At 69.3% G+C, this 12,795-nt stretch carries 10 protein-coding genes; 2 read left to right on the forward strand and 8 right to left on the reverse strand.

Translation table 11 applies throughout. The annotated features are described in order from the left end of the window. Positions 1-168 precede the first annotated feature (168 nt). On the forward strand, positions 169-1,752 hold the full coding sequence (locus tag AB0I23_RS02195) for an acyl-CoA carboxylase subunit beta (protein WP_359106034.1): 1,584 nt from the start codon (positions 169-171) through the stop codon (positions 1,750-1,752). Positions 1,753-1,815: 63 nt separating this feature from the next. After that, positions 1,816-2,019 (forward strand): acyl-CoA carboxylase subunit epsilon, encoded by a 204-nt coding sequence (locus AB0I23_RS02200; RefSeq protein WP_359106035.1) that lies wholly within the window; start codon positions 1,816-1,818, stop codon positions 2,017-2,019. A gap of 163 nt (positions 2,020-2,182) precedes the next feature. On the opposite strand, the gene AB0I23_RS02205 is transcribed toward AB0I23_RS02200, so the two are convergent. The 8 genes from AB0I23_RS02205 to AB0I23_RS02240 form a co-directional block, all read right to left on the reverse strand. Next, positions 2,183-2,764: a GTP-binding protein gene (locus AB0I23_RS02205; RefSeq protein WP_014048542.1), complete on the reverse strand. Its 582-nt coding sequence runs from the start codon at positions 2,762-2,764 to the stop codon at positions 2,183-2,185. After that, a complete protein-coding gene (locus tag AB0I23_RS02210; RefSeq protein WP_359106036.1) occupies positions 2,745-3,380 on the reverse strand; it encodes a DUF742 domain-containing protein in 636 nt (211 codons plus the stop codon). Before AB0I23_RS02210 ends, AB0I23_RS02205 begins: the two co-directional genes overlap by 20 nt. A gap of 89 nt (positions 3,381-3,469) precedes the next feature. After that, on the reverse strand, positions 3,470-3,883 hold the full coding sequence (locus tag AB0I23_RS02215) for a roadblock/LC7 domain-containing protein (RefSeq protein ID WP_006127847.1): 414 nt from the start codon (positions 3,881-3,883) through the stop codon (positions 3,470-3,472). A 10-nt stretch (positions 3,884-3,893) separates the two neighbouring features. Beyond that, positions 3,894-7,085, reverse strand: coding sequence for a sensor histidine kinase (locus tag AB0I23_RS02220; RefSeq protein ID WP_359106037.1), 3,192 nt, complete (start codon positions 7,083-7,085; stop codon positions 3,894-3,896). A gap of 358 nt (positions 7,086-7,443) precedes the next feature. Next, positions 7,444-8,025, reverse strand: coding sequence for a GTP-binding protein (locus tag AB0I23_RS02225; RefSeq protein ID WP_359106038.1), 582 nt, complete (start codon positions 8,023-8,025; stop codon positions 7,444-7,446). Further along, positions 8,006-8,413: a DUF742 domain-containing protein gene (locus AB0I23_RS02230; RefSeq protein ID WP_266981123.1), complete on the reverse strand. Its 408-nt coding sequence runs from the start codon at positions 8,411-8,413 to the stop codon at positions 8,006-8,008. The genes AB0I23_RS02225 and AB0I23_RS02230 overlap by 20 nt, the downstream gene beginning before the upstream one ends. Positions 8,414-8,546: 133 nt before the next feature. Beyond that, entirely contained in the window at positions 8,547-8,960 is a 414-nt protein-coding gene (locus AB0I23_RS02235) for a roadblock/LC7 domain-containing protein (RefSeq protein WP_037689952.1), read from the reverse strand. Positions 8,961-8,969: 9 nt separating this feature from the next. Further along, positions 8,970-12,749, reverse strand: coding sequence for a sensor histidine kinase (locus AB0I23_RS02240; RefSeq protein WP_359106040.1), 3,780 nt, complete (start codon positions 12,747-12,749; stop codon positions 8,970-8,972). Positions 12,750-12,795 lie beyond the last annotated feature (46 nt).

Genomic DNA, 12,795 nt, shown 5'->3' on the forward strand with positions numbered 1-12,795 from the left:
GGTACACCACGGTCCCGCTTTGTGGAACTCTCACAAAGCGGGACCGCGTTCCGCTGGTGGTTCGCCTGCATGAGGTAACGGTTCTGTCGGGCTCCACCAGGAAACGGGTCAGGAGACTGTACGGAGTCGACGGCAGGATTTTCTTGACCGGGTTCGTAGGGTCGATACATGACCGTTGTGGACGAAACCCCGGGCGAGCCGAGTGACACCCGTGGCCGGGTGGCCGAACTGCTGGCGCTGCGCGTGCAGGCCCGGCGCGGACCGAGCGACCGGGCGACCGAGGCCCAGCACGCCAAGGGCAAGCTGACGGCGCGTGAGCGCATCGAGCTGCTTCTGGACGCGGATTCGTTCAAGGAGGTCGAGCAGCTGCGCCGGCACCGGGCGACCGGGTTCGGCCTGGAGGAGAAGAAGCCGTACACCGACGGTGTCATCACCGGCTGGGGCACGGTCGAGGGCCGCACGGTCTTCGTCTACGCACACGACTTCCGGATCTTCGGGGGCGCGCTGGGCGAGGCCCACGCCACCAAGATCCACAAGATCATGGACATGGCGATCTCGGCGGGCGCCCCACTGGTCTCGCTGAACGACGGCGCCGGTGCCCGTATCCAGGAGGGCGTCAGCGCGCTCGCCGGATACGGCGGCATCTTCCAGCGCAACACCCGCGCCTCCGGTGTCATCCCGCAGATCTCCGTGATGCTCGGTCCGTGCGCCGGCGGCGCGGCGTACAGCCCCGCCCTCACCGACTTCGTCTTCATGGTCCGCGAGACCTCCCAGATGTTCATCACCGGACCCGACGTCGTGAAGGCGGTCACCGGTGAGGAGATCTCGCAGAACGGCCTCGGCGGCGCCGATGTGCACGCCGAGACCTCCGGCGTCGCACACTTCGCGTACGACGACGAGGAAACCTGCATCGCCGAGGTGCGGTACCTGCTGTCGATGCTCCCGTCCAACAACCGGGAGAACCCGCCCACCGTGGCGAGCGACGACCCGGCCGACCGGCGCGGCGACGTCCTGCTCGACCTGGTGCCGGCCGACGGCAACCGCCCGTACGACATGCACAAGGTCATCGAGGAGCTCGTCGACGACGGCGACTACCTGGAGGTCCACGAGCGCTGGGCCCGCAACATCATCTGCGCCCTGGCCCGGCTCGACGGCCAGGTCGTCGGCATCGTGGCCAACCAGCCGCAGTCCCTCGCCGGTGTCCTGGACATCGAGGCGTCGGAGAAGGCGGCCCGCTTCGTTCAGATGTGTGATGCATTCAACATTCCCATCATCACTCTTTTGGACGTACCCGGCTTCCTGCCCGGCGTCGATCAGGAGCACGGTGGAATCATTCGGCACGGGGCGAAGCTGCTCTACGCGTACTGCAACGCCACGGTGCCGAGGATTTCGTTGATCCTGCGCAAGGCCTACGGTGGTGCGTACATCGTGATGGACAGCCAGTCCATCGGAGCGGACCTGACCTACGCCTGGCCCACCAACGAGATCGCCGTGATGGGCGCCGAAGGTGCCGCCAACGTCATCTTCCGTCGGCAGATCGCCGACGCCGAGGACCCGGAGGCCATGCGGATCCGCATGGTCAAGGAGTACAAGGCCGAACTGATGCATCCGTACTACGCCGCCGAGCGCGGCCTGGTCGACGACGTCATCGACCCTGCCGAGACCCGCGAGGTGCTGATCGCCTCGCTCGCGATGCTCCGGTCCAAGCACGCCGATCTGCCGTCCCGCAAGCACGGGAACCCCCCGCAGTAACCGCGGCTGCCGCACCACCCCGCACAGCCCGCCGCATACTGCCGAGAAGACGGAGACACATCCATGAGCGCTGTTCCTGCCGAGTCCGTGCTGCGCGTCGAGAAGGGTCTTGCCGACCCCGAGGAGCTGGCCGCCATAACAGCGGTCCTGCTCGCCCGCGCCGCGGCCAAGCCCGCCGCCCCGGTCCACCGGGGCCGTACCTCCGCGGGCTGGCGCCGCCTGGAGCGCACCCCGGGCTTCCGTGCCCCGCACTCCTGGCAGGGCTGAGACCCCCTGTCCTCGATCGCCGGACCGGCTTGATCCCAAGCCCGTCCGGCGTTTCGGTTCAGCCCGTCCGGCGATCGAGGACACCGCGCGGCAGAAGGCCGCGCAACCCGGAAGGCCCCGCACTCCCGAAGGAGTGCGGGGCCTTCCGCATGGCTGCCGGAGACTACCGCAGGCGGGCCATCAGCGCGTGCTCGACCAGCGTGATGAGCGCGCTCTTGGCATCCGCCCGGTGGCGGGCGTCCGTGGTCAGGATCGGGGTGTCGGGGCCGATCTGCAGGGCCTCGCGCACCTCGTCCGGTGTGTACGGCTGGTGTCCGTCGAAGCCGTTGAGGGCGATGACGAACGGCAGGCCGCTGTTCTCGAAGTAGTCGACGGCCGGGAAGCAGTCGGCGAGACGCCGGGTGTCCACCAGGACGACGGCGCCGATCGCGCCGCGGACCAGGTCGTCCCACATGAACCAGAACCGGTCCTGACCGGGTGTACCGAAGAGGTACAGGATCAGGTCCTGGTCCAGGGTGATACGGCCGAAGTCCATGGCCACCGTCGTGGTGGTCTTGTCCCCGGTGTGCGTCAGATCGTCGATGCCCGCGGACGCGGACGTCATCACGGCTTCGGTGCGCAGCGGGTTGATCTCCGAAACGGCACCGACGAACGTGGTCTTACCCACGCCGAAGCCCCCTGCCACCACGATCTTCGCGGAGGTAGTGGAGCGGGCTGCTCCGCCGCTAGAGCTTGCGAAGTCCACTGAGCACCCTTTCGAGCAGTGTCACATCTGGCTGGCCGCCGGCGGACTCGTCGCCGCCGGGCTGATGGATGGCGACGAGTCCGGCCTCGGCCAGGTCGGCTACGAGGATCCGGGCAACGCCGAGGGGGATCGAGAGAAGCGCCGAGATCTCGGCAACCGATTTGATCTCGAAGCAGAGCCGGCAGATCCGCTGGTGCTCGGGCAACTGCCCTTGCAGCTGGGACGGATCGGCCGTGGTACTGACCAACGCCTCAATGGCGAGCTGGTATCGCGGACGGGTCCGGCCGCCGGTCATGGCGTACGGACGCACCAGCGGGTTGTGCTCCGCCGGTGCGGCGGGCTCGGCGGCCCGCCGTGGCTGCACCGGCTGAATCCGTGGCTGCTGGGGCCCATCCAACCGGTGCGGCCGCTGAGGCTGCTGCGGTTGCTGGGGCCACTCACCGTCCTGGGTCCGGGGCCACCCGCCGCCCTGTGCCTGTCGGGGCGGATACGGCTGATAGGGCTGCTGCGAGCCCTGTCTGGTGGGCGTGGAGGGGAAGTTGAAACGGTTGTCCCCGTGCGCACCCGGTACCTGCTGACCACCGTCGTACTGGTGTCCGCCTGTGGGTGTTGCCACGATTCCTCCTCCGACTCCCGGTCCCGGTCCCAGTGGGGCCGCGCCAACGCACCTTATGGTGCGGTGGCGCGAAACGCACCGCCTGTCTATTAGTTAAGAAGACTTCCCTGCAGTTCGGCACGGAGATCGGGTGTGAGGACACTGCCCGCACGGTCGACCAGAAGTGCCATTTCGTACCCGACCAGACCGATATCGGCGTCCGGGTGTGCAAGAACTGCCAGCGAAGATCCGTCAGAGATGGACATGATGAAGAGGAATCCGCGCTCCATCTCCACAACGGTCTGGTTCACGGCGCCGCCCTCGAAGATCCGCGAAGCGCCGGCGGTCAGAGAGGTCAGACCGGAAGCAACGGCCGCCAGTTGGTCGGCACGGTCGCGCGGGAATCCTTCGGACATGGCCAGCAGGAGTCCGTCGGCGGAGACCACCACCGTGTGCGACACCCCGGGGGTGTTGTCCACGAAGTTGGTGATCAACCAGTTGAGATTCTGCGCCGCCTGGCTCATCGGGCTCACACTAACGCTCCTGGTTGTAGGTAGTACTTACGTCCGAACCAGCGTTACGTCCCCGCTGAATGCCCCGGCGCAGGTTGCTCAACCTGCCCCGGACGTCCTCAGGGGCGCGGGAGACCTGTGGGCCGCCCTGCTGGGTCTGCTCCGCCGTGCCCTCGACCAGATTGGCCTTGGGTACCCGCCGGGGAAGTCCGGACGGGGTGACCCCGCCCGCCTTCGGCTCCCGGAGCTTCTCGGCCCGCTCCCAGCGCTCGTCGTTGGTCGAGCGCCAGTCGTCGGAGCCGTTCCCGTCCTGCTGCGCGGGCGACGGCCGCTGCGGCAACTCCTGCTGCTGCGGCTGCTGCTGCTCGGCTGAGACGGGCTGGTCGTTTCCGCGGCCGGTGGGCTGCCAGTGCTGCTGACCGCCCCGGCGCGGCAGACCGGCATCGGTCAGCTCGTGGCCGACGTTCGGGGTGGGGCCCGGACGGTCGAAGCCTACGCGCTCCCGCGACTCCGCGGGAGCGCCGGGGAAAGATTCCGGTTCGGCCTGCGGTATGGGCTCGTGCGCACCCTGGTACGTGCCCTGATCTGCCCACTCTTCCTGGTGGGGCTGGGCCGGGAACTGCTCCTCGTAACCCTGCTGAGCGCTCTCCGGGGTGGCATACGGCGCCTCCGGATAGCCGCCCTGGGATGCGTAGTCGGAGTGCTCCGGATAGCTGGTGTCGCCGCGGTACGGGTCGTAGGAACTGTCGTACGCGGCCTGTACGTACTGCTCCTGCTCCTGCTGCGGCTCCTGCGCGTACGGCTCCTGCGCGTACGCGTCCACCGTGTAGGGGGTGTCCGAGAAGGAGGCGTCCGCGAACTGCGGGTGCTCTCCGCCCGTCTGGGCCTCCAGCGCCGCCCGGCGCTCCTCGCGCATCAGCGAGCGGCCCACCGGGTTCAGCTGCGCGGCGTCGGCCGGCTGCTCGTACCGGGAGTCGTCGAAGCCGAGTTCGGCCGCCGTACGCAGCCGGGGCTGCTGCGGCTCCGGCTCGATCGAGGACTGCTCCGGGATGATCGAGGAGACGGTGAAGTCGTCCTGAGGGCCCGCGGAGCCGAGGTTCTCGCCGCCGCCGCCGTGGGTGATCGCGTCCGGCAGCATGACCAGCGAGGTGGTTCCGGCCTGCTCGCCCGAGGGGCGCAGCTGGACCCGGATGCCGTGCCGGTCGGCGAGCCGGCCGACCACGAAGAGACCCATCCGCTGGGAGACCGCGGCGTCCACGGTCGGCTGGTTGGCCAGCTTGTGGTTGATGTCCGCGAAGTCCTCGGCGGTGAGGCCGATGCCCTTGTCGTGGATCTCGACCATCACGCGGCTGTCCGGCAGCCGGGTCGCGGTGACGCGGACCTTGGTCTGCGGCGAGGAGAACGTGGTGGCGTTCTCCAGCAGTTCGGCGAGCAGGTGCACGAGGTCGGTGACGGCCTGACCGTGGATCTCGGTCTCCGGGACACCGGAGAGCTCGATGCGCTCGTACGACTCCACCTCGGACGAGGCGGCCCGCAGGACGTCGACCAGCGGAACCGGCTGGTTCCAGCGGCGGCCCGGCTCCTCGCCGGCGAGGACGAGGAGGTTCTCGCCGTTGCGGCGCATACGGGTGGCCAGGTGGTCGAGCCGGAAGAGGCTCTCCAGCTGGTCAGGGTCGGCCTCGTTGTTCTCCAGGTCGGTGATGAGGGTCAGCTGGCCCTCGATCAGCGACTGGTTGCGGCGTGACAGGTTGGTGAAGATCGCGTTGACGTTGCCCCGCAGCATGGCCTGTTCGGCCGCCAGCCGGACCGCCTCGCGGTGCACCTGGTCGAAGGCGCGGGCGACTTCACCGATCTCGTCCTGGCTGGTGATCGGGATCGGCTGGACCCGGGTGTCGACCCGGCCCGGCTCGGTCCGCGACAGCTGGTCGACCAGCATCGGCAGCCGCTGCTCGGCGATCCCGAAGGCGGCGGTACGCAGCTGGCGCATCGAGCGGCTCATCTGGCGGGCCATCAGCCCGGCCAGGACGAACGCGGCGAGCAGGGCGACCAGCACGATCGCGGCGTTGACGACGGCGTCGGTCTTGGCGCTGGACGAGATGTCCGCCGCCTCGGTCACCGCCTTGTCGACGAGCTCCTCCTCGACCGTGGTGTAGCCGTCGAACTTGGCGGTCGCGGCGGCCATCCAGGTCTCGGGCGTGATGCCCTTGGCGGCCAGCTTCTCGGGCGACTTGCCCTGGCCGATCTGCTGGGCCATCCCGTCGAAGACCGAGCCGTCGATGCTGGGCGGCGCGACGAACGGCACACCGGCCGCGTCGGCCTGCTCCTTGGCGGTCTTCAGCTTCTTCGCACCCTCGGCCGCCTTGGCGGCCATGACCTGCTTCAGCCGGGCCGAGTCCGCCTCCGTGCCACCGGAGACGAACTCGCGGAGGGCGATCTGCTCCAGGTAGTTGTACGAGCCGAACGCCTTGACCTGGGCGTCGAACTTGGGGCCCTCCTGGCTCGGGCGCACCAGCAGGTGCATACCGATGGAGCGCTGAAGCGATTCTGCTGCCTTGGCCAGCTCGATCGCGTAGACCGTACGGCCGTAGCTGGTGATGTTGCCGGTGCCGAGGCCGAGCTCGTTGCAGAACTCCATCAGGGAGTGCTGCACCTTGACGTAGCCCTCTTCCGTCTTCACCGGGTCCAGGGCCTCGGCGTAGGCGGCCTGGCGCAGCTCGGGAAGCTTGGGCTCCTCCTGCTTGAACAGCTGGAGACGGCGCTCCAGCCCCTGCTTCTTCGGCATGTCCTGCACGGCGTCGTCGAACTTGGCGGCGGCGGCGTCGGTGGTGGCCCGCACCTGGGAGACGATCGCGGCGTCACGCTTGTTCGACAGCAGGGACTGCGCGGAGAGGTCACGCTCGTCGAGCAGTGCCTGCCCGTACTCCGAAGCCGCGCGGACGATCAGCGCGGTCTTCTCGGCGTCCTGGGCCTCTTTCCACGTGTCGATCGACCCCTTCACCTGGAAGCCGCCCATGACGAGGCCGACCAGTACAGGGATCAGAAGGATCGCGTTCAGCCGGGTGGGCACCCGCCAGTTGCGAGGGGCCAGTCGGCTGGTGCTGCCCCCGGTCGGCCCCTGTTCGGACACATCGGCGGATGACGCCGCGCTGCGCGGCGGCGGGGTGAAATTGCCCCGCTCCGGCTGAAGCGCGGAGCCCTCGTTGCTACGCCTCACTCGACCAACAACCTCTCGGCGTCGGCACCTACGCTGTGCCGTTTTCGTTCAGGGCCGTACTACTCGGGAGTTTCGTCGAATTGCAGCACGGCGACCGGCCCGCTTCCAAACACTTGGAATGAGCCATTCCGAGTGGTCCAAGCCTCAGATAAAACGGGCATAAAGAGCGAGCCCCGTCAAAAGGCGGGGCTCATGTGAGCACAGTGATACCGGCCGAACGCATCCGGTGTCGAAGCCGGGGTAATTCTCTGTCGAAACGTTATGAACACGGGGGCGGATCGTGTCAAAGGACACAGTCCACCCCCGTGTGAGTACAGCAACTGCCGTATGCCCCTACCGACTTGCGGCGAGCTTTCGGCTACTTCAGCCGGGCCATCAGCGCGTGCTCCACGAGCGTGATCAGACCGCTCTTCGCATCGCCGCGGTGGCGGGCGTCCGTCGTGATGATCGGGGTGTCGGGGCCGATCTGCAGGGCCTCGCGCACCTCGTCCGGTGTGTACGGCTGGTGTCCGTCGAAGCCGTTGAGGGCGATGACGAACGGCAGGCCGCTGTTCTCGAAGTAGTCGACGGCCGGGAAGCAGTCGGCGAGACGCCGGGTGTCCACCAGGACGACGGCGCCGATCGCGCCGCGGACCAGGTCGTCCCACATGAACCAGAACCGGTCCTGACCGGGTGTACCGAAGAGGTACAGGATCAGGTCCTGGTCCAGGGTGATACGGCCGAAGTCCATGGCCACCGTCGTGGTGGTCTTGCCGCCGGTGTGCGTCAGATCGTCGATGCCCGCGGACGCGGACGTCATCACGGCTTCCGTGCGCAGCGGGTTGATCTCCGAAACGGCACCGACGAACGTGGTCTTACCCACGCCGAAACCGCCCGCCACCACGATCTTTGCCGAGGTGGTGGCCCGGGCCGCACCGCCGCTAGAGCTTCCGAAGTCCACTGAGCACCCTTTCGAGCAGTGTCACATCCGGCGCGCCGCCGGCCTCTCCGTTGCCCGGCTGGTGGATGGCCACCATGCCGGCTTCCGCCAGGTCCGCGACGAGAATCCGGGCCACACCGAGCGGCATCGACAGCAGGGCCGATACCTCGGCCACCGACTTGACCTCACGGCAGAGGTGGCAGATCCGCTGGTGCTCCGGGAGCAGCGTCGCCAGATGCGCCGGGTCGGCCGTGGTGGAGACCAGGGCCTCTATGGCGAGCTGGTAGCGCGGCCGGGTCCGGCCGCCGGTCATGGCATACGGACGGACCAGCGGCTGGTCGCCTTCACCCTCGTACGACGCGTGGTGCAGTGCGCCGTACGGATCGGGTGAGGCGGGTGGCGGGGTCATGAATCCTCCGGGCGTGACGGCAAGGGGTCGGCTTGCCGTCTGAAGGGGCCGGTGGGGGGCTGAAACGGCCGGACGGGCGAGGGTTGGAGTGCGGTACCTGGGGCAAGCGTGTCGGTCACCGGTTCGTCGCCGCCTAGTGGAGCAGGCTGCCCTGGAGTTCGGCACGGAGGTCCGGGGTGAGGACGGTTCCCGTGCGGTCGACCAGGAGGGCCATCTCGTACCCGACCAGACCGATGTCGGCGTCCGGGTGGGCGAGCACGGCCAGCGAGGAGCCGTCCGAGATGGACATCAAGAAGAGGAACCCGCGTTCCATCTCCACCACGGTCTGGCTGACAGCGCCGCCCTCGAAGATCCGGGAGGCGCCCGCGGTCAGCGAGGTGAGCCCGGAGGCGACCGCCGCCAACTGGTCGGCGCGGTCGCGCGGGAATCCTTCGGACATGGCCAGCAGCAGGCCGTCTGCGGAGACCACCACCGTGTGGGACACCCCGGGGGTGTTGTCCACGAAGTTGGTGATCAACCAGTTCAGATTCTGCGCGGCCTGACTCATCGGGCTCAACTAACGCTCCTGCTGGTGAGTGGGGCCGAGTGGGAAACTGCCGGTCGACGGGCCGTTGTTGGCCTGCCGCCCCTGCTGGATACCCCGGCGGAGATTGGTCAGGCGCCCGCGCACATCATCGGGCGCACGCGAAACCTGAGGACCGGACTGGTGGTTCTGCTGCTGGGCTGTGCCCGGCACCAGATTGGCACGCGGCACCCGGCGAGGCAGTCCGGAAGTGGTGATTCCGCCTGCTGCGGGCTTCTTCGCCCGCTCTGCCTGCCGTACGAGTTCGTCGTTCGGCGAGGCACGCCAGGAGCTGGTGGTGCCGGTGTCGCCCCCACCGCGCTGCGGCATGGGGGGAGTGGGGCGCCCAGGGGCGGACTGCTGCGGGACGGCCGGCGCCTGCGGCTCGGCGGACGGCTGCTGGCCACCCTGCTGCGGGCCGTGGAACCAGTTCGTCTCCAGCGTGTCGTACAGCGGCGTACGACCGTCGCCGGCACCTGCCGGAGGCAGCGCATCGGGCTGGGGCCGGGGCGGCAGCACCGGACGGTACTGCGCCTCGGGGGCGGGAGCGGCGGCCGGACGCGGGGCGCCGAAGTCCTCGGCATCCCAGCCGCCCTGACGCGGCCCGGCCATCCCCTGGTCCTGCGGGGCCTGCGGAAGACCGAAATCCGGGCGGGCGAACTGCGCGGTGCTCGCCGGGTCCTGGTGCTGCGGGGCCGGGGCCGAGAAGTCCGGGTGGACGAACTGCGCGGTACTCGCCGGGTCCTGGTGCTGCGGGGCCGGGGCCGAGAAGTCCGGGCGGACGAACTCGGCGGTGGAGCCGGGTCCCTGCCGGTCGTCCATCGGCGGGCGCCCGTCCATGGACGGATTCATCGGCTGCTGGAACTGGCCGGTGGACTCGGGCTCCTCGTGACCGCGCGGGGCGTCGAGCGGAGAACGCCGCGGCATCGACGGGTCCTCGGAGCCCCAGCTGGTGGTCTGCGGGCGCTGCGGCTGGGGGTTACCACCGGGCAGCTCGGCACGCGGACCGCCGACGGGCGGCAGCTGATGGCCGGGGTCGCCCGGACCGCCGGTCCGCTGGAAGTCACCCTGGCCGTCAGGAGCGTTGTACCGGGGCTGCTGCGCGGCCTGCCGGGCACCCGGACCGTTCTGCTGAACGGGCTGTCCCGGTCGGTTCTGACCGAACAGGTTGGCCTGACCCGACTCCGTACGACCGGAATCGCCCTGGTTACCGTGGGCGCCGAGCCGGGCACCGCCGCCGAAGGCGCCAGCCAGTCCGCCGCCCTGACGCGGCGGATCCTGCCGAGAAGCGTCCTGCGGGCCGGTGTTCGACAGCCCGGCGTTCTGGAAACCGGCGTTCTGGAAACCGGCGTTCTGCTGGCCCTGCTGGCCCTGCTGCGGCTGCTGGTTCGGCTGCTGGCGGGGGCCGTTGTCGCGCGCCGGCAGCGCTGCCCGCGGACCGGAGCCCGGACCGACCTGCCCGCGCTGTCCACCGGGAGCCGCGCCGAGACCGCGCGCCGGGGCGCCGCCGGGACCCGGACGGTTGCCGTTGCCCGCGCCCGCACCGTTGCCGCCGGCGAGCAGACCGCCCTGGGCGGACGGCTGCTGACCCGGTACCTGCTTCGGCCCCGGCTGCTTGCCGCCGTGCGCGACGTCGACGGGGAGCATGACCAGTGCGGTCGTGCCACCGGAGTCGGACGGCCGCAGCTGGATCCGGATGCCGTGACGCAGGGACAGCCGGCCGACCACGAACAGACCCATGCGGCGGGAGACGGAGACGTCCACGGTGGGCGGCGACGCGAGCCGCTCGTTGATCGCCGCGAGGTCTTCGGGGGAGAGGCCGATGCCGGTGTCGTGGATCTCCACGAGCACCCGGCCGTCGGGCAGTGCGTGACCGGTGACCCGGACCTTCGTCTGCGGCGAGGAGAACGACGTGGCGTTCTCCAGCAGCTCGGCGAGCAGGTGCACGAGGTCGTTGACCACGCGGCCGGCCACCTCGGTGGCGGGCACCGCGGACAGTTCGATGCGCTCGTACTGCTCCACCTCGGAGGCGGCGGCACGGAGCACGTCGACCAGCGGGACGGGGCGGGTCCACCGACGGCCCGGCTCCTCGCCCGCGAGGACGAGGAGGTTCTCGCCGTTACGGCGCATACGGGTCGCGAGGTGGTCGAGCTTGAAGAGCGAGGACAGCTGGTCGGGGTCGGCCTCGCGCGACTCCAGCTCGGAGATGAGCGAGAGCTGACGCTGGATGAGACCCTGCGAACGCCGCGAGAGGTTGGTGAACATCGCGTTGACGTTGCCCCGCAGGAGGGCCTGCTCGGCGGCGAGGCGGACGGCCTCGCGGTGCACGTCGTCGAAGGCCGAGGCCACCTGGCCGATCTCGTCCCGGGAGTGCACACCGACCGACTCGACCGAAATGTCGACGTCCTGCGGGTCCGACTCGGAGAGCTGCTTGACGAGTTCGGGCAACCGGTCCTGGGCGACCCGGGTCGCGGTGTCCTGCAGCCGCCTTAGCGAGCGGATCATGGACCGGGCGACGACGAAGGCACCGACCAGGGAGACACCGAGCACGAGCAGGATGAGCGCACCGCTGATGATGGCTTCGCGCTTCGACGCGTCGCGGAGCTCGCGGGCCTTGCCCTCCATGTCGCTGAGGAGGGTTGCCTCGATGGTCTTCATCGCCTGGATCTTGGTGGAGCTCTGTTCGTACCAGTTCTGGTACGAACGCCGTGGCGCCCCCGTCATACCGTTGGCGCCGTCGAGCACCTTCGAGGCGTAGGTGTCGGCGGCCTTGATCTCCGGGTTGCCGTGCTGCAGGGGCGCCGTCAGCTGGTCGGCGTTCTCGCCGCTGGCCGCGTAGACCGAAGCGAACGCCTCCATGGCCTTCTTCTCCTTGCGGAGGGCGGCACGGCCGAACTGCTGGTCGTTCTCGTCGAGGTGCGATTCCTTCAGGTTGCCGCCCCCGCCCGGCAGGGCCGCGGCGATGATCGCCCGCTGGACCGACGCGTACTCCTTGGCGGAGGAGAACGCCGCCAGGGCACGGGTCCGCTTGATCATCTCCGGGTTGCTGGTCGCCTGCGCCATGTCCTGCGAGAGGCTCAGCAGCGAGGTGATCAGCTGGCTGTACTGGTCGACGGTCTGGAGGCTCGGGCTGCCGTCCTCATACGCCGTCTTGCGGATGTCGCGGATCTGACCGAGCTGGTTGGCGATCTGGCTGACGCTCGCGTGGATCGACTCCAGGGCGTCGTCGCCCCGGGCGTCGTCGATCCCGGACGTCGCCTGCAGGAAGGCGGTCTTCGCCCGGTCGGTCTTCTTGCGCGGTTCGGTGACCTTGAAGTCGCCGGCCTTCACGCCGTTGGACAGCGGACCTGCCGACTGGTCGCGCTCCTCCTGGAGCGCCTGGGCGAGCGTGGTCGCCTGCTGGGTCATCTGGGTGAGCAGCTGCATGTGATCCAGCTGCTGTATGTCGTTCATGGAGTCGTTGATGCGCAGACCACCCAGGGTGGTCGCGGCGACTACCGGAAGAGCGAGCAGGGAGACCAGACGCGTACTGATGCGCCAGTTGCGAAGAGCTACTCGCGAACCCGTGTTGACGGGGCCCTGGGGCTGGAGTGGAGCGACCGGGTCGGCGCCGCTGTTGGCTGCGGCACCTGAGCGCGGTGCGCGGTCGCCGCTGTCGCCGGCCGCGGCCGGTCCGGGGTTCTGGGCGTGCTGGGGCGAGGAACCGCGGTCGGTCCCGCCGTACGGCTCCTGTTCCGCCGCAGCGCTGCCATCCCTCTTGAAACGTCCCTGCACTAGCGTCGCAACCTCTGGACCAGGCGTCCCTCCGCGTGGACGGGTG

Origin of the sequence: Streptomyces atratus (genome assembly GCF_040655115.1) — a bacterium.
Lineage (GTDB): Bacteria > Actinomycetota > Actinomycetes > Streptomycetales > Streptomycetaceae > Streptomyces > Streptomyces atratus_D.

Bases quoted from the DNA above. Each gene is read 5' to 3' on its own strand.
- AB0I23_RS02195 (WP_359106034.1), top strand. From the start codon at position 169: ATGACCGTTGTGGACGAAACCCCGGGCGAGCCGAGTGACACCCGTGGC.
- AB0I23_RS02200 (WP_359106035.1), top strand. From the start codon at position 1,816: ATGAGCGCTGTTCCTGCCGAGTCCGTGCTGCGCGTCGAGAAGGGTCTT.
- AB0I23_RS02215 (WP_006127847.1), bottom strand. From the start codon at position 3,883: ATGAGCCAGGCGGCGCAGAATCTCAACTGGTTGATCACCAACTTCGTG.
- AB0I23_RS02230 (WP_266981123.1), bottom strand. From the start codon at position 8,413: ATGACCCCGCCACCCGCCTCACCCGATCCGTACGGCGCACTGCACCAC.
- AB0I23_RS02235 (WP_037689952.1), bottom strand. From the start codon at position 8,960: ATGAGTCAGGCCGCGCAGAATCTGAACTGGTTGATCACCAACTTCGTG.